The sequence below is a fragment of the Methyloversatilis sp. genome (assembly GCF_030698125.1).
GTDB lineage: Bacteria > Pseudomonadota > Gammaproteobacteria > Burkholderiales > Rhodocyclaceae > Methyloversatilis.
In genome coordinates this window covers 136,927-150,646 of sequence record NZ_JAUYNV010000004.1, presented here as the reverse complement: position 1 = coordinate 150,646, position 13,720 = coordinate 136,927, and the positions used below count along the sequence as shown (strand labels likewise).

The following is a 13,720-nucleotide window of genomic DNA, read 5'->3' as shown; positions in this document are numbered from 1 at the left end:
GTTACCCGATCTGGCCGGGTTCGGGCCGCTTCACGCCCGGTTGCGCGACTCGGCCCATCACCACATCGTTGCCGCGGTCGGTCAGCGTCACCACTTCGTCGGCCTGCTCGACCAGCCCCTGCTCGACCAGCCAGGCGATGTCGGTGCGCGCCAAATCAAGGCTCACGACGTAGCCCAGCCCCTCGACACCCTGGCGCACGGCGCGCACGGGGAACCTGAAAGCGGGTGCGACCAGTAGCACGGCCAGCATGGCGCGGCGGCGGTCTTGTTCGACGATACGAAGTGCGGCACTGCTCATTGCAAACCCTTTCCAGCGATCTTGTCGAGAATGAGGCGAAGCAGGTCGCTCTGCGACTTGAGCTCGCCTTCCATCCGCGCCGAGCACTGGGCGACGCGGTTGATCTTTTCGTGAATGTCGGCGAGGTCGGTGTGCGTGGGGGCGGCGCGCACCTGCCCCTCAAGCGTGGCAAGCCGTGAGTCGTGTGTGTCGAGCCGCACGTCGATGCCTTTCTCCAGTTCGCTGATTCGCTCGTTCGTCACCCGGTGGCGATTGCTCGACCAGACGTAGAGCCCGACGAGCACGGTCACCGCAAAATTCATCACTGCGAGCCAGAACTTGGCCGCGTCGAAGTCGAAATTCATGCCTTGCTCTCGGTACGAACGGGTATCTGCAGGCCGGTGTTCCACTCCTGCTCAACGCCGTGACGCTCAACCAGCGCGGTGTGGAAACCCTTGTCAGCCAGCGCCTTGGATATCTGTTTGAAGGTGGCGCGATCAATCTCGCCATGGGCTGCGAAGACGCGCGCGCGGCCTTCGGAAACCTTGAATACGCTGAACACCAGTTCGTACGGCTGGCGCCCTTCGTAACCATCGGCCAGCGTGTAGCCGCGGCCGACGTACATGACGGGTTCGAGGTTGATGTCCATCGGCAGGTCTCTCGTCTGTTGGAAGTGCCCGACCCCGCCGCGCGTTGCACCGGGAAAGGTTCCGGGAGGACGGCGCTCGTCTCACCACGTATCGGGCTGCCGGCGTAACAAGGCCACTGGGCCGGCGATGGCACACGCACGACGAAGCGTCAGGAAGGCGGCTTGGCGGCGCCGCCGAGAATCACGTCTTTCTCGCGGCTGCCGCGTGAGCTGCCGAATTCGAACTGGTGAGCGTCGCGCAAACACACGCCGAACAGGCTGGCGATGGTGCTGAGCAGGGTGACGACTTCCGCGGGTATCTCTTTGCGGAACAGCGCCAGCACCGCCAGGCAGGCCACGAGGCCGACGGCGTCGATCGCCACCATCCAGTCGGCGCGCCGGTTGCGAAAACCGGCCTGCGCGAGCGCGACGTCGCGGGCACGGGCGTTGCGGCGGTCATCTAGATAGGCCTGCTCAAGGTCGGTGTCGGCCGCGAGTGTGGCCATTCGCCACTCATGTGCAAGATCAGGGTTGCCCTGAATCGCGGCCAGCGCGGCTTCGCCGGTGGGCTCGCCGGTCACCCTCTTGGCGACCTCGATCACCTTCTCGGCCACGACGGTCGATTGCTCGCCGGCGCCGAAGTAACGCATGAGGCGGGGCGCGAGTTCGGCCAGTGACAATGCGATTGCGAGCGGTGCCATCAGGGCGCCTCGCTTGCGATGTGATTGTTCAAGGGCTCCATGCCACCGTGCAGCCATTCTGCGACCCGAAAGCCCGGGCACGCCTTGGCAACCAGCGGCAGATCACGGTGCCCGCACACGCCTTCGAGCCTGTCATGCGTAGCGAACCGGCGCACGACACGGTGCGCCTCGCACCAGCGAGGCAGACAATCGGCGAGCGTGGCCCACTGCGCCGAGGTGAATTGATCTGTGCCGATGAGACAGACGCCGATGCTGTGGCTGTTGTGGCCCTGGGCGTGCGCCCCTACTTCGTCTGGGTGCCGGCCGGTGAAAAGCCCGCCGTTGCGGGCGATCACATAGTGGTAGCCGATCGCACGCAGGCTCGGGTTGAAGCGCGCCATGGCAAGCGGGCTGCGCTTGAAACCGCGGTCGCTGTGCCAGGCGTCGATCTCGTCGACTGGCGTGCGCAGGTCTTTCGTGCCCACGCCGTAGAACAGCGTGCGCGCGTTGGGCGTGGCACTGCAGTGAATGACGATGAGCCGCACCGGCCGCTTCAGGCCGGTTTCGACGGGCTCAGCGTTGCGGGCGGGAGTGTGGTCGGAGGGGCGCGTGTCCATGCGCGCAGAATGCGCGGGGAATGAACACGGCTACGGGGTGAAGGGGTTCAGGCACCGCCCGGCTTTGCACCGGGCGGCTGAACATTACCTCAATCGATAAGCGTCAAGAACCCAGGATTTCCTTGCACTGACCGATCTGCTGCCAGTAGGGCTGGCGGTATTTCTCAGACTTCTCGCTCTGCCCGTTCTCTGCACGCCGGATCGTCGCGAACTGATAGAGGCTCTTTGCAGCCTTGACGCACACGAGATACGGCTTGAATTCGGGCTCATCGATCGGCGCAATCTTGATCGCCCGTTTCAATTGCCCTTCGATGTAGCGGTTGTACATCGGGAGATCGATACGCTCAGCCATGAGAGCGCCGGTCTGCGGCTTGCCGGTCACTCGATCATGAAGCCAACGTGCTTTGGCTTTTGCGGCACCGGCTGACAGCGAGTGGCCGGCGCAACCTGGAAGCGAAGAGATTGGGCAGGTCCATACCTTCAGCGCACTATCCGCCTCATCGATGGACATCGTGCAGCCACGAAACGGGACCTTACCGATCGCACCGGGGGCGCGTAGTTTCAGCGATCGTTCAGGCGGGCCATAGTCCAATTCCGCGTCGCAATTGGTCGATGTGCTGTTCCAGAGACGATGCCCGTCTTCCATCTGGCGTTTGCCTTGCCCGTTGGCGGCCGCCAAATAACCGCGAAAATATTCACCGGCAGCAAAGCCCAGTTGCCCACAGCCGTAATACGGAGTCCACAACGGGAAAAGTTTCTCGCCCTTTTCCTGCAAGGCTTTGAACTTGACTACCTGGGATCGGACATCCGCATTGCCGCCGCTGCGAACAAACTCAAGTACCAATTCGCTGCCCATTTCATGAGCCGTCTCAACCTCACGGATGTAGGCCTGCGCTTGCGGAAGGCGTTGCGCATAGGTGCGCAACTCGGGACCGTTGTCGCCAACCACCTCGAATTTTCCCGTGTAGCACCGCTCCGAGTCTGGCGCGGCTTGTGCAGGCGCGAAAACCGAAAACAAAACCAGAACGTAGCAAAGTCGTCTCATCCCACCCTCCCGTTTCGATTGCGCTTGGATTATCCGTTCGTCGTGTTGAACATGTCCAACTGACTGTCGTCGCGCTTGCGCCCGGCCTGCTGATCGCCGATCGCGCGCTTGAGAACCACCCAGACCCAGCGCTCGCTGATCATGTACTTGCGTGCGATGTCGGGTACGCGAACGCCTGCGTCGTAGTCGGCCTGAATCGATCGGTCGCGATCATCACGGATAGCCTGCATGCACTTCGCGACATAGTAGGGCTCGCCTCCGTAGGTATGCATAAAGCGAGCGGCAAGCGTTGCGCCGAGTACCTCGATCAACCGCGCAGTCAGGCTGCCACGCTCAGGGTTGGCAGCGGCCCGGCCCATTGGCACCTCGATCTCAAGCCCGCCGAACGCGTCAACCAGCCGCATCGCGGCTTCGTACCCGAGCAGCTCGATCAGATCTACAACGGACTGCGGCAGACTCATGTCAGGCGGCCTCGTGGTCTCGTTGCGCGGCCTGATGTGCGGCCCACGATGCTGAAAGCTGCTGCGCCATGAGTTCGAGGTAGCGCAGGTCGCGGCGCCACTTCGGCGGCAGCGGCCGCGGCACAGGGGCGAGGTCGCGCGCGAGGCGATCAAGGTCGGCATCGGTCTTGCCCAAGGCGCGCGCGAGTGCAGTAACGGCTTCCACCAGGTGACGCTTCTGCTGCTCGATGGCGAGTGCGGCGACCAGGTCGTGCAGTTGCTTTGGCGTAGCCCATTCGAGTCTCGCGGTGGTGTGCATGTGCCGCAGAATGGCGGTGGCGTAGGCCCACGGCAGCTTCATGTCAGCCAGTTGTGCCTCAACCTTTTCCATCAGCGCACCGCAGCCGCGCCGGCAGCTCGCGGGGTAGCCGGGGTGGCGGCCAATGTATTTCTCCGGCGCGGGGCGTGCGGCACCGGCTTTGCGGGCGGCATCGAGCACGCGCTGGCAGGCGCGCAGATCGAGATCGTTGGTCGAACGGACGCTGGCGTGTGCCTGCAGGAAGTCGCGGCGGGCGTCGTCGTCCATGCCGAGCTGGCGGCACGCGGCATGCACGGCACGACGGCGTGCGGCGAGCTGCGGCGAGATCATGGGCGTGGCGGCGGCTTTCATGGGCGTCCTTTCGATGCAGGGCAGGTCGGAGGGGCAAGGATCAAGCGCCACGGCGCACGCCGTGGCGCTTGGGGCTTGGCCCGCGCGGGTCAGACGAGGTTGATGGCGTCTTTCAGCGCCTTGGCAGCACTGAACTTGACGGTGGTGCTGGGCGGGATCGCGACGGGCTCGCCAGTTTTCGGGTTGCGGCCGGTACGGCCGGCGCGAGGGCTGGCCTTGAGCTTGCCGATGCCGGGCAGCACGATTTCGTCAGCATCAAGGTGTGCCTGGGCGACGTACCCGAGAGCCTTCAGGACGCGCTCGGCCTCGGCATGGCTGACCTCGGCGGATTCGGCAACGGCACGGATGGTTTCAGCTTGGTTCATGGTTACTCCTTGGGTGGGGTGCTACGGGTGAAAGGGGTTACGACGATGCGACACGCGGCGGCGATGGCGATGAGCACGACGATGGCTGCGACGAGCAGCGCGATCAGCGCGGCCGGCAACCAGATCGGTGCAAAGACCATCGGCCAACTGAGCTCGGGCGTATGGCCCAGCGTTTTGAGGCCCGCCATGCTCAGAGACATGACAATAAGATAGTCCGATAAATGATCCAATGCTTTAAGCATTTTCCTACCTCCTCGACTCAGGCCGACGCGTTGGCCTTGACCTTGGTTTTCCCGGCCTTCTTGGCCGGTTCGTCGTCACCGATGCGGCGGGCAGCATCCGCCAGGACGATTTTCACGAGCTTGTCGACATCGCACTCGCCAACGGTGACGAACGCTCGATCGGCGCCGAGCACCTTGCGCACACCGATCCGCTTCAAGTGAGATTCGGTGAGCTGGCCCAGCGCGTCCTTCACCAGGGTGGTTTCGGTGCGGATGAGCAAATCGGCGAGCTCGGGCAGCAGGTTTTCGATGCGGGCCATGACGGCCTTTTCGTCTGACCAGTCGAGGCTGTCCTCCTCCTTGCGAAAGCCGGTCTTTACGCCATCGACGGTGATCGAGCGCGGCTTCCCGAATAACGCCGGGGCAGCCTCGACCAGGCGCAGCAATTCGGCTTCAGCCTCGGCGCGCTCGGCGGCTGCTTCGTCGAGCGCGCTGCGAAACTGCTTTGTAATGGGCTCGACGGCCTTGACGAGCGCGGCCTGCTGCGCGGCGCCGAGGGCGGTGAGCACCCTGTTTTTCGCGGCGAGCTGCTGCGCTGCGTCGCGGATGGCGGTGAGTTCGGGGGTGGACTTCATGCGGAGGCTCCGGGGTGGTTGGCGAGCGCGGCTTCGATTGCCGGACGCACGCGGGCGGTGAAGTCGGCCAGCGCGAGCGCGGCAGCCGGGGTGAATTCCAGTTGCTGGGTTCCTTCGTAGATGACCAGATCACCCAGCGATGTGATGAGAAAAACCGGGGCTGTGATGAGGCCAGCGGCCGCCTGAGCGACAGGCGTGGCGGGGCTTTCAGACTTCGACACACCGTCCGGAGCGGCTGAGCGATCGGGCCCCGTGCGGAAGCCCGCATCGGAATGCGATTTCGTGGGCTGCTTCTCTGTTGCAGCCGGGGATCTGGGCTCCGCTTTGTTCGGCGATGCTTCCGCCGAAACGAAGCGCATGGCGCCTTCCGTGTAGACCGCCGCTTTCTTGTTGCCCGGCCACTTCGCCAGAGGCGCCGGCTGATTCTTCGCTGCCTCGATCGCCTTCTTCCGCACCGGCTGTTCGAGCGCCTCTCTTGAGGGCGTTCGATTTCTCAACGGCTGGTGTTTGAGCGGTATCGCCGAAAGCGCGGGCGCAGCGAGGTCTCTGCTCTTGAACGCCTCGTACGACTGGCCACTTGCCACTTCGGAGACTCGGAACTCGTTGAGTTTCGACGTCCGGCCGTTGGCGCCTGCACCGATGATTTCGCACGACAGCAGATAGCCGATCTTTACCGGGCCTGCGAGCAAGGCCGATGGGTTCGAGCACTCGGGGAATGCCTCGCGCAGCGCGGGGGTTCGCACCGGGCCGTGCTTGCGCACGAACTCGCACAACTGACTGGTGACAGAGAGTTCGTCGCTCATGGCCGCACCTCATTCGGGCCGATGAGCCGCGCCTGGCAGTCGATGGTCAGCGGCAGTTCGCAGACGATGGTGTAGCCGGCGATGGCGAGGTCGCCGCCACGCTCTACCCAGCGCTCTATCTCGCGGGCAGTGAAGTAGTCCATCGCCAGCACGCCCGTGGCCAGCGCGATCACGGCGACGAAACACAGATCAGCGAGGGTTGCGATGTTGCGATCGGGCGGCGCGAGCGCGTCGATCAGATACTGCTGACGGTCAGGTTCGGTGTTCATGCAGCCTCCTTGGGTTTGTGCGGGCAGGCCTGGCAGGCGACCCACAGGCGCAGCTTTTCCGGGCTGCTGGTGGGCACGCTGCGCAGGGCGTGGCCGGCGCAGTCGGTGCGGGGGATGTCGATACCCAGATGCGGGCAGCGGATGACGCCGAAGGCGATGAGCACCCGCTCGCCGAAGCGCTGGGTGCTCGCTTCGTACTTGCCAGATGCGATGAGGCTGACGATGGTGTGGTTCTTGTAGCCGCACCGCCGTGCGACCTCCACGGGGCCGTGCTCCGCTAGCGCGCGGTCGAACAGTTCGCGGGCTTCGGGGGTCATGAACACTCCTCGGGCTGTGCCCAGCCGCTGCCATCGAGCGGGTAGTCGCGGTCGCGGTTGGCGTCGTAGAGCGCGCGGCGCTTGGGCACCGGGCGCGGTGCGATCGGGCCGGTGTTACGGTCGGGCAGCAGCCACCAGCGGATGCAGCCGTTACTGGTGAGCACCAGGGGCGCTTCCTTCACCGACAGGCGCTTCACGTAGCCGGCGCGCTCCAACATCCGCATGTACTTCATGAGGTTGTTTTTCAGGTCGGCTTCGGTGCCCTGCGCGACCAGCATGGCGAGATCGTCGAGCGTGGCCTTGCCCTCCATCCGCAGGGCTGACCACATGCGATCGCGCGCCGTCTCGGCGCGGACGATGCGCCGCCCGGCAACATGCGGGTGCTGCGGGCCGCTGGCGATTCGGCTGCCGGCATCGAGCGCGGCGCGCCCCTCGGCGGTGAGGTTGTGGCACCCGGCGACGCGGCGCGAGAGCAGGCCGCGGCGCACCAGCACCCGGCAGGCGTTTTCGGTCTGCTTTTCGGTCAGGCCGGTGCGCAGCGCCAGATCGGCTTCGCGCAGGCAGTCGCCGGGCTGAGCCGTGCCGGTGGCGGCGAGTACTCGTTGGGCGACCCAGCTCATGGCGCCGCCTTTCCCATCGCGCGAGCGATGGCGCTGGCCGCTTCGGCGGCGACAGCCGGATCGTGTTCGTCGATGCCGGCGGCGCGGGCGAGTTCGACAAGCTGTGGCCAGGTGATGGTCCAGATGCGGCCGGTCTGCTGGTTGTGAATTACGGGCTCGCTCAGCGACAAGCGAAGCAGCCCGTATCGGCCCTGCTGCAGGGTAGCCAAGCCGACCGAGACACAGTTCAGCGGCATTTCGCCGAGGGGGAGGATTCGGCCGGCCATCACGCGGCTCCTTCCACGCTCAGCCGCTCGATCAACCAGCGGCGATAGTCCATCAGCGCCTTCACGCGCGCCTTGCCATCGCTGGCCTCAGGCACGCCGGGCACCAGCCATGTCGTACCGTCGTGCGCCAGCCGCGCGGTGGCTTCGATGGTGTCGCGCACGTCGAAGGGGGTGCCGTCGAGCACGTGCAGCGCGCCATCGGGCACGGCTTCGCCAAACTCGATCACGCCGTTTTGCCAGCACCAGGCAAAGAGGTGCTCACGGTCATCGAGCAGCACCTGCCATTCGCAGCCAGTGATCCAGTCGATATCGGCGTAAATCGGCACGTCGAAGCGGGCGGCGAGCTTTTCGGCCAATCGCTCGATGGCCATGCGCGGGCCGGCGCTGCAGCTCGCGCGCAGGCCACCGCCGGAGGCGATGTAGGTGCCGGTTTTGTAGCGGACGCGGGCGTGAATCTCGATCATGCGCGTGCCCCTTGCGGCCAGTTCGCCCAGGCGATCACTTCGTCATCGAAGTTGTCGATCAGGCTGTTGCGGAAGACTTCGCCGTCAAACCAGCCTTCAACCACTTCGCCGTCGTCGAGGGTGATCAGTACGATCTCGTCGGCATCTGGACGACTGCCGTCATCAATCCACTGGATGGTTTCAGTGCGCGGCATCGCTCACCTCCGCCGCGCCGTCGAAATCAAAGACCGGGATCGTTTTTCCGTCGTCGGTGATCACCTGGACCCCGTTGATGCAGAAGAGGCCACCGGAGGTGTAGTTGCAGGGGCCACCGGCGTAGCGGAAGGCGTGCGCGTCGCCCTCAGGCGTACCCAGGGCACGACCAACGCAAGAAAAAGCCACTTCACCTGTTCTGGCACCCGCGTCTTTCCAGTCCTGCACGCATGCGACGTGGCTGCAGGAGGGACAAACGAATCGCCATTTCATACGGTCGGCGCCAAACCGGCGCTCTGCTTCCGCCAGCCATTCCGCGTGCGTGTATGTCTTGATCTCATCCATTACGCAGCCTCCTTCGAGGCGGGACGCTTGACGCGCCAGTCCTGCACCAGCGCCACGCCCTTCAGGTCGGCGGCGGTGACGGCCGAGAGCTTGTTGCGACGGGCGATGGCCTCTATCGCTACCAGTGCGTTCATGGTTTGGCGCATGCGGCCCTGCGCTTCTTGATGGATCAGCGCGACAGCGTCAGCGCCGACTGTGACGTCGCACAGCTGGGCGCACATGAGGCCGATGTCTTCGACCGAGGCGGGGCGGAAGTCGACCACGCGGGCGATGCGCGACGAGATCTGCGCGTGCTTGCCGATGCGGCTTTGCACCTGCTCGACGCCGGTTACCAGCACCGCCATGGTTTCCGTGGTGTCGGTGATGTCGCGCAGCTCTTCGAGCACCGCGGCGCAGTTGCGCAGGCAGTGCTGCACTTCGTCGATGACGATCGTGGCCTGTGTGTGGCCTATGCGTGCGATGACGCGGCCGAACACGCTCTTGAGCGAGCCTTCGTCGTCTTCGCCTAGCTCCGCCGCGAGATCGCGGATGAAGAAGCCGGGCGTCCACAACTCTTTGGCGCGCAGATACACGGCACGGTTGCGCGTGGCCCATTGCTTGACTGTGGTGCTCTTGCCAAGTGCTGGGTCACCGGACACGAGCAGCCAGCTCGCCTCCGGTGCGCCGCGTTGCTCGACCGCGGCGAGCGCCGAGCGGAAGCGCTCGACGTTGGTGGTTTCGACAAAGGCTTTTTTCAAAGTGCTACCCTCCTGACTGCAAACGTTGTGTTGCTCCGGACGTCGGTTGAGTGACAGCTCAACCGGCGGCCACCTCAAAACTCTCGTCAATCGGCTTGTCTCGCGCGCCACGCATCACTTCCCTTGCCCGTGCTTCCAGATCCGCTGTCCAGGCGACGCCCTGGTAGGCGAGGCGCGCCAGCAGGTTTTCGTACAGGCCACCACTCACGAATTCGAGCAGCCACTCGGCGTCAAGCGCGTCCCAGGCATGCGGATTGCGAACCAGCCAGCGGTACTGGTCGGGGTCATCGTCCGGGCCGAAGCGCGGGCGCGGCTGGGTGCCGGGTAACTGGACGACTTCAGGGACGGCAGGGCGCGACTCGTCCGCACCTGCCGCAACGCGTTGTGTGACGACTGTTTCGTCGCGCTTCTCGCTGGACGACAGCGCCGGCTGAAGCGCTTCAGGCATGACCACGGCGGGGATGTCGAGCAGCGGGTCGTACAGGCCGGGGCCGGCGCTGTGCTCAAGCACGCGCCCGGCATCGCGCTCGGCGCGCACTTCTTCGAGCTTGTCCTGCAGGCGCCGCTCGCGGCCCGCGGCGCGCTTGTCGCGTGCCTGCTCGATGACGGACTGCGGGAAGTACCCGCGCTTGTTACCGTCAAGTTCGGCGGTGCAGATGTAACGGCCGTCCAGATCGCGGATGACCACGGACGACGGGTCGTGGATGTCGTAGCCGACGCGCACTTTCTCGCCGTGCAGGTCGAGGTCGGCCAGGGCCTGGGCGAAGTAGATGTTGGTGTGCAGCACCACTTCGCCGCGGCGCACGATGGCGAGCTTGTACGGGCGGAACATTTCCTGCACGTCCTGCGGCCGCGGCAGCTCAGGCTGCCAGCCCTGCGCAACGGCGGCCTGCCAGGCTTCGTTCGGCGACTGGTGACGGCGGCGGCCGGTTTCCGAATCGACGATGCGCGGCAAGCTGCTGTGCGGGCGGGCGTTGTAAGCCTCGGCTTCCGCTTCGATGAAGGCGAGAAAGTCACGCCAGGCCATGAGCAACTCGCTGCGGCGGCCATCCTTGAGTGCGGCACGGGTGATCTTGAACACCTTCTGCCGCGCTTCGCGGTCCATGTCGCGGCCCATGTAGGTGGGCAGCTTCTTTGCTGCGCGGATCCAGACTGACGGATGGTTTCGCTCCATGGCGCCGCGGGCCTGCGAGTTGTAGGGCAGCGAGTGCTCGATGCGGATGCCCATGCGCTCGATGACGCCGAGTACTTCGTCCGCCTGCAGGGCGTTGGCGAAGCCGGCGCCGCGGTCGACGTACCAGATCGCGCACAGGCCGTTGCGGGTGAAGGCGTGGCGCTGTGCATCGAGCACGGTCCATGTGCTTTCAGCGAGGCCCGCCGACCAGCCGACCAGGCGACGCGTGGCGATATCGACCACGCCCGTGATCTCCGGGCGAAACGGCCGGCCGTGGTCGGGGTGCTCGATCTCGGCGTCGAAGGTGTGGCCGTCGGCGGTGTAGATGTCGCCCGGCAGCAGGCCATCGGTGCCGCGGCGGACAAAGGGCTTCAGGGCCTTCAGTTCTCGCGGCAGCATGCGGCCGCGGTTGCGCTCGACTTCGCCCAGCTTGTCGAGGAATCGGCGCACCTGGTGGATCGATACACCGGGCCACTGCATGGCGAACGCCTCGTAGGCCTCGGTGACGCCTGGCTTCTGGGGCTTGCGGTACTCGCGCAGGAAGTCGGCCGCCCAAGCCGGCACACGCATGTCTGCCACAGGCCGCCTCGGCGCGAGATCGGGGGCCGAGAGCCAGCGCTTCAGGGTGCGAACGGAGGGGTATTCATCGACCTTGCGACCACGGTTGTCTCTTGCGGCGCGCAGCAGGCTGTCGAGCGGCCCTTCGAGCCGGCCGGCGCGCGCATGGGTGAGCAGCGTCACCATGGCGGCCTCCTGGGCGCAGCCGGCGTCGGCTTGCAGGCGACGCACGGCGGCAAGTACTGCTGCACGGGCGTCGCGCGCGGCTCGCTGGGTGTCGGTGAGATCAGTCGCCGCAATGGCGCACGACCGGGAAGAAAAAGCGGCCGGTACCGAAGTGCCGGCCGAACCGTTCGCAGCGGATGGCGTCGCGGCGGCGGGGTTGCTGGGTACCTGCATGCGGGCGGTGATGAGCGCGATGCGAAGTGATTCAGGCAGCGCCTCGACCAGGTATGCCTTCTGCTGTCCGCCGCGTACGGTTTGCTCGACGAAGCGCCATGCCTCGCGTGCGGCACGCTGCAGTACGGCCTGTTTCGAGACGGCGAGCACGTCCGCGAGCTCTTTCACGGTCGCCGGGATCATTCGTCGCCCACCGTGCGTTTGAGCTGCTTGATGCGTCGCGCGGCTTCGTCGCGCATCCGCTCCAGGCGTCCGAGCTCGGCGTTGATCGCGTCACGGCCAACCAGTAATTTGCCGCCCCTCACGTCGGCCAGCCAGGCGGTGATGGAGTGCGTCTCGGTCGCCACCTCGAACGCCGGCGCGAACTCAAGCGGAAAGCGCCATCCTTCGCGGCTTTCCGCCGTCCAGGCGTTGATCATGTGCAGCGTGATCTCTTGCCCGGTGAGCACTGACATGCGCGCTGCGATCTCTTCCCGAGACAGCGGCGACGCCTTGATCGCCTCGGAAAGCAGCCCGCGCAGTACCGCGCTGAACGCCAGTGCGCCAGGCAGCGGCGCATGAGGCGTCGGCACCGCGTAAGGCGTGAACATGTCGACGGTGAGCGAGTCGCGACTCATGTCTAGGCAGCCGCCCTATCCTTGCCATTGCGCGCGACAGTCTCGCGAGTACACTGTCGAATGGCTTGGAAGCCTTGCAACTTGCGGCTTCCGTCAGCGTTGTAGCGAGACGGCCAGATCAGTTTCGGATCAAGCTTCAGTGCCTCGGCAATGCGCTTCTCGTTGGCGGCGGAGCTCTGCCGCATCGCACGGGAAATCGTTGTTGGAGTAACCGAGTGACGATGGGCGAGTCCGCGTACTGACCAGCCCGCCTTGCGAAGAGCCGCGACGATATCTGCCGGGTGCCAGTCGTTTGCCTGACTGGCTTTTTTTGGTGCCGAGGTACGTTCCATGTCACGTATTCGTGTGCCGTTGATATGTGCATTAAGCACGTTGTTACGTGCCATGTCAACGCGACGAATGGAAGTTGACGCTTAACTTTTCGCCTTTCTTCGCATGAAAATGGTTTTACTCGTCAAATCAGGCACATATAAAAGTGTCAACGTCGCGGAGGGTCGCCGCCATGGTTGACGCTTTGAGTCCCGAAAGTGACAAGGAGGCGGTGGGGCGCCGTCTGCGCGAATTTCGCAAACACTTGAAGCTGTCGCAGGATGCGTTCGCGGCGACGCTCGATGTGTCGAAACGCGGCATCCAGGACAACGAAAGCGGGAGCAACATGCCGAGCGGCGAACTTCTCCGTGCTTTGCACCGGCAGGGGTTGAATCTGGGCTGGCTGTTGGATGGAGAGGGCGTGATGCTGACGTCCGAGCGCACCAGCTTGAGTAACTCATCGCTGAGCAACGATGGCGGTTACTCGCGACCTGTTGGATCAACCGAGTTAACGACCGGTGACGGAAGTCCTGCCCAACACCGGGTCGAACACGACATCGATATCGCCGAGTACGCATTCATCCCGTACTACGATGTCCGCGCCAGTGCTGGGTTTGGCGCGTTCGTGCAGGGTGGCGAGGCAACCCGGAGCCTCGCATTCGACCGGAAATGGCTCGCAGCGCAGGTCGGCGTCTCGTGGCACCGCCTCGCACTGATACCGGTAGTCGGTCGTTCGATGGAGCCAGACATCCACGACGGTGAGATCGTGATGATCGACCGTGGCGATATCGAGCGCCTGAGTGAAGGCGCGTACGTATTCGAGCTCGACGACGGCCTGTTTGTGAAGCGCCTATCCCTGCGCGGCGATCGCCTGGTGATCGAAAGCTCGAACGCCGATTACCCGCCGATTGAGGTGAGCACGCTGCGCGATCAGCCGCACTTCAAACTGCACGGCCGAGTGCTCGGTAGCCCCATGTTCAAGAAGGTCTGATCCACGACCGCTGCAGTGCCAAAACCCGCGCAAATCTGCGCGGTTTGATCACGGATTGCGCGAAAGCCTCACCCGCGCCTC

General features: G+C 64.8%; 24 protein-coding genes. 1 reads left to right on the top strand and 23 read right to left on the bottom strand.

Annotated features, from left to right (window positions below):
* Position 1: 1 nt before the first annotated feature.
* The 23 genes from Q8Q80_RS01355 to Q8Q80_RS01245 all read right to left on the bottom strand — a co-directional run bounded on the left by Q8Q80_RS01355 (position 2) and on the right by Q8Q80_RS01245 (position 12,725).
* On the bottom strand, positions 2-298 hold the full coding sequence (locus tag Q8Q80_RS01355; protein ID WP_305631202.1) for a hypothetical protein: 297 nt from the start codon (positions 296-298) through the stop codon (positions 2-4).
* Positions 295-642: a hypothetical protein gene (locus Q8Q80_RS01350; RefSeq protein ID WP_305631201.1), complete on the bottom strand. Its 348-nt coding sequence runs from the start codon at positions 640-642 to the stop codon at positions 295-297. The genes Q8Q80_RS01355 and Q8Q80_RS01350 overlap by 4 nt, the downstream gene beginning before the upstream one ends.
* A complete protein-coding gene (locus Q8Q80_RS01345; protein ID WP_305631200.1) occupies positions 639-926 on the bottom strand; it encodes a hypothetical protein in 288 nt (95 codons plus the stop codon). The genes Q8Q80_RS01350 and Q8Q80_RS01345 overlap by 4 nt, the downstream gene beginning before the upstream one ends.
* 149 nt (positions 927-1,075) lie before the next feature.
* Entirely contained in the window at positions 1,076-1,555 is a 480-nt protein-coding gene (locus tag Q8Q80_RS01340; protein WP_305631199.1) for a hypothetical protein, read from the bottom strand.
* Positions 1,556-1,605: 50 nt separating this feature from the next.
* On the bottom strand, positions 1,606-2,130 hold the full coding sequence (locus tag Q8Q80_RS01335; RefSeq protein ID WP_305631198.1) for an N-acetylmuramoyl-L-alanine amidase: 525 nt from the start codon (positions 2,128-2,130) through the stop codon (positions 1,606-1,608).
* A 175-nt stretch (positions 2,131-2,305) separates the two neighbouring features.
* Positions 2,306-3,247: a hypothetical protein gene (locus tag Q8Q80_RS01330; protein WP_305631197.1), complete on the bottom strand. Its 942-nt coding sequence runs from the start codon at positions 3,245-3,247 to the stop codon at positions 2,306-2,308.
* A 29-nt stretch (positions 3,248-3,276) separates the two neighbouring features.
* Positions 3,277-3,708 (bottom strand): Mor transcription activator family protein, encoded by a 432-nt coding sequence (locus Q8Q80_RS01325; RefSeq protein ID WP_305631196.1) that lies wholly within the window; start codon positions 3,706-3,708, stop codon positions 3,277-3,279.
* A gap of 1 nt (position 3,709) precedes the next feature.
* Entirely contained in the window at positions 3,710-4,357 is a 648-nt protein-coding gene (locus Q8Q80_RS01320) for a phage protein GemA/Gp16 family protein (protein WP_305631195.1), read from the bottom strand.
* An 89-nt stretch (positions 4,358-4,446) separates the two neighbouring features.
* Positions 4,447-4,722, bottom strand: coding sequence for an HU family DNA-binding protein (locus tag Q8Q80_RS01315; RefSeq protein ID WP_305631194.1), 276 nt, complete (start codon positions 4,720-4,722; stop codon positions 4,447-4,449).
* A 2-nt stretch (positions 4,723-4,724) separates the two neighbouring features.
* Positions 4,725-4,964, bottom strand: coding sequence for a hypothetical protein (locus Q8Q80_RS01310; RefSeq protein WP_305631193.1), 240 nt, complete (start codon positions 4,962-4,964; stop codon positions 4,725-4,727).
* 17 nt (positions 4,965-4,981) lie between these two features.
* Complete coding sequence (locus tag Q8Q80_RS01305; protein WP_305631192.1) at positions 4,982-5,578, bottom strand: host-nuclease inhibitor Gam family protein; 597 nt, start codon at positions 5,576-5,578, stop codon at positions 4,982-4,984.
* Positions 5,575-6,381, bottom strand: coding sequence for a hypothetical protein (locus tag Q8Q80_RS01300; RefSeq protein ID WP_305631191.1), 807 nt, complete (start codon positions 6,379-6,381; stop codon positions 5,575-5,577). Before Q8Q80_RS01300 ends, Q8Q80_RS01305 begins: the two co-directional genes overlap by 4 nt.
* Complete coding sequence (locus Q8Q80_RS01295; RefSeq protein ID WP_257096831.1) at positions 6,378-6,650, bottom strand: hypothetical protein; 273 nt, start codon at positions 6,648-6,650, stop codon at positions 6,378-6,380. Before Q8Q80_RS01295 ends, Q8Q80_RS01300 begins: the two co-directional genes overlap by 4 nt.
* Positions 6,647-6,967, bottom strand: coding sequence for a hypothetical protein (locus tag Q8Q80_RS01290; protein WP_305631190.1), 321 nt, complete (start codon positions 6,965-6,967; stop codon positions 6,647-6,649). Before Q8Q80_RS01290 ends, Q8Q80_RS01295 begins: the two co-directional genes overlap by 4 nt.
* The gene (locus Q8Q80_RS01285) at positions 6,964-7,587 is read right to left on the bottom strand and encodes a hypothetical protein (RefSeq protein ID WP_305631189.1); all 624 of its coding nucleotides are present in this window, start codon (positions 7,585-7,587) and stop codon (positions 6,964-6,966) included. The genes Q8Q80_RS01290 and Q8Q80_RS01285 overlap by 4 nt, the downstream gene beginning before the upstream one ends.
* Positions 7,584-7,853 (bottom strand): hypothetical protein, encoded by a 270-nt coding sequence (locus tag Q8Q80_RS01280; protein WP_305631188.1) that lies wholly within the window; start codon positions 7,851-7,853, stop codon positions 7,584-7,586. Before Q8Q80_RS01280 ends, Q8Q80_RS01285 begins: the two co-directional genes overlap by 4 nt.
* On the bottom strand, positions 7,853-8,317 hold the full coding sequence (locus Q8Q80_RS01275; RefSeq protein ID WP_305631187.1) for a hypothetical protein: 465 nt from the start codon (positions 8,315-8,317) through the stop codon (positions 7,853-7,855). The genes Q8Q80_RS01280 and Q8Q80_RS01275 overlap by 1 nt, the downstream gene beginning before the upstream one ends.
* On the bottom strand, positions 8,314-8,511 hold the full coding sequence (locus Q8Q80_RS01270) for a hypothetical protein (RefSeq protein ID WP_305631186.1): 198 nt from the start codon (positions 8,509-8,511) through the stop codon (positions 8,314-8,316). Before Q8Q80_RS01270 ends, Q8Q80_RS01275 begins: the two co-directional genes overlap by 4 nt.
* Positions 8,498-8,854, bottom strand: coding sequence for a VVA0879 family protein (locus Q8Q80_RS01265; RefSeq protein ID WP_305631185.1), 357 nt, complete (start codon positions 8,852-8,854; stop codon positions 8,498-8,500). Before Q8Q80_RS01265 ends, Q8Q80_RS01270 begins: the two co-directional genes overlap by 14 nt.
* Positions 8,854-9,591: an AAA family ATPase gene (locus Q8Q80_RS01260; RefSeq protein WP_305631184.1), complete on the bottom strand. Its 738-nt coding sequence runs from the start codon at positions 9,589-9,591 to the stop codon at positions 8,854-8,856. The genes Q8Q80_RS01265 and Q8Q80_RS01260 overlap by 1 nt, the downstream gene beginning before the upstream one ends.
* 58 nt (positions 9,592-9,649) lie before the next feature.
* A complete protein-coding gene (locus Q8Q80_RS01255; protein ID WP_305631183.1) occupies positions 9,650-11,890 on the bottom strand; it encodes a Mu transposase C-terminal domain-containing protein in 2,241 nt (746 codons plus the stop codon).
* 11 nt (positions 11,891-11,901) lie between these two features.
* Complete coding sequence (locus Q8Q80_RS01250; RefSeq protein WP_305631182.1) at positions 11,902-12,339, bottom strand: hypothetical protein; 438 nt, start codon at positions 12,337-12,339, stop codon at positions 11,902-11,904.
* Between the two features lie 2 nt (positions 12,340-12,341).
* Positions 12,342-12,725, bottom strand: coding sequence for a helix-turn-helix domain-containing protein (locus Q8Q80_RS01245; protein WP_305631181.1), 384 nt, complete (start codon positions 12,723-12,725; stop codon positions 12,342-12,344).
* Positions 12,726-12,841: 116 nt separating this feature from the next.
* On the opposite strand from Q8Q80_RS01245, the gene Q8Q80_RS01240 reads away from it, so the two are divergent.
* Positions 12,842-13,639, top strand: a complete 798-nt coding sequence (locus tag Q8Q80_RS01240; RefSeq protein WP_305631180.1) for a S24 family peptidase — start codon at positions 12,842-12,844, stop codon at positions 13,637-13,639.
* Positions 13,640-13,720: the final 81 nt, after the last annotated feature.

What these genes read in the sequence shown, in the direction of transcription:
- Q8Q80_RS01275 (WP_305631187.1), bottom strand. Translation starts at nt 8,317, where the DNA reads ATGATCGAGATTCACGCCCGCGTCCGCTACAAAACCGGCACCTACATC.
- Q8Q80_RS01315 (WP_305631194.1), bottom strand. Translation starts at nt 4,722, where the DNA reads ATGAACCAAGCTGAAACCATCCGTGCCGTTGCCGAATCCGCCGAGGTC.
- Q8Q80_RS01250 (WP_305631182.1), bottom strand. Translation starts at nt 12,339, where the DNA reads ATGAGTCGCGACTCGCTCACCGTCGACATGTTCACGCCTTACGCGGTG.
- Q8Q80_RS01245 (WP_305631181.1), bottom strand. Translation starts at nt 12,725, where the DNA reads ATGGCACGTAACAACGTGCTTAATGCACATATCAACGGCACACGAATA.
- Q8Q80_RS01290 (WP_305631190.1), bottom strand. Translation starts at nt 6,967, where the DNA reads ATGACCCCCGAAGCCCGCGAACTGTTCGACCGCGCGCTAGCGGAGCAC.
- Q8Q80_RS01270 (WP_305631186.1), bottom strand. Translation starts at nt 8,511, where the DNA reads ATGCCGCGCACTGAAACCATCCAGTGGATTGATGACGGCAGTCGTCCA.
- Q8Q80_RS01320 (WP_305631195.1), bottom strand. Translation starts at nt 4,357, where the DNA reads ATGAAAGCCGCCGCCACGCCCATGATCTCGCCGCAGCTCGCCGCACGC.
- Q8Q80_RS01330 (WP_305631197.1), bottom strand. Translation starts at nt 3,247, where the DNA reads ATGAGACGACTTTGCTACGTTCTGGTTTTGTTTTCGGTTTTCGCGCCT.
- Q8Q80_RS01300 (WP_305631191.1), bottom strand. Translation starts at nt 6,381, where the DNA reads ATGAGCGACGAACTCTCTGTCACCAGTCAGTTGTGCGAGTTCGTGCGC.
- Q8Q80_RS01350 (WP_305631201.1), bottom strand. Translation starts at nt 642, where the DNA reads ATGAATTTCGACTTCGACGCGGCCAAGTTCTGGCTCGCAGTGATGAAT.
- Q8Q80_RS01280 (WP_305631188.1), bottom strand. Translation starts at nt 7,853, where the DNA reads ATGGCCGGCCGAATCCTCCCCCTCGGCGAAATGCCGCTGAACTGTGTC.
- Q8Q80_RS01355 (WP_305631202.1), bottom strand. Translation starts at nt 298, where the DNA reads ATGAGCAGTGCCGCACTTCGTATCGTCGAACAAGACCGCCGCCGCGCC.
- Q8Q80_RS01325 (WP_305631196.1), bottom strand. Translation starts at nt 3,708, where the DNA reads ATGAGTCTGCCGCAGTCCGTTGTAGATCTGATCGAGCTGCTCGGGTAC.
- Q8Q80_RS01340 (WP_305631199.1), bottom strand. Translation starts at nt 1,555, where the DNA reads ATGCGTTACTTCGGCGCCGGCGAGCAATCGACCGTCGTGGCCGAGAAG.
- Q8Q80_RS01240 (WP_305631180.1), top strand. Translation starts at nt 12,842, where the DNA reads ATGGTTGACGCTTTGAGTCCCGAAAGTGACAAGGAGGCGGTGGGGCGC.
- Q8Q80_RS01345 (WP_305631200.1), bottom strand. Translation starts at nt 926, where the DNA reads ATGGACATCAACCTCGAACCCGTCATGTACGTCGGCCGCGGCTACACG.
- Q8Q80_RS01285 (WP_305631189.1), bottom strand. Translation starts at nt 7,587, where the DNA reads ATGAGCTGGGTCGCCCAACGAGTACTCGCCGCCACCGGCACGGCTCAG.
- Q8Q80_RS01295 (WP_257096831.1), bottom strand. Translation starts at nt 6,650, where the DNA reads ATGAACACCGAACCTGACCGTCAGCAGTATCTGATCGACGCGCTCGCG.
- Q8Q80_RS01310 (WP_305631193.1), bottom strand. Translation starts at nt 4,964, where the DNA reads ATGCTTAAAGCATTGGATCATTTATCGGACTATCTTATTGTCATGTCT.
- Q8Q80_RS01305 (WP_305631192.1), bottom strand. Translation starts at nt 5,578, where the DNA reads ATGAAGTCCACCCCCGAACTCACCGCCATCCGCGACGCAGCGCAGCAG.
- Q8Q80_RS01265 (WP_305631185.1), bottom strand. Translation starts at nt 8,854, where the DNA reads ATGGATGAGATCAAGACATACACGCACGCGGAATGGCTGGCGGAAGCA.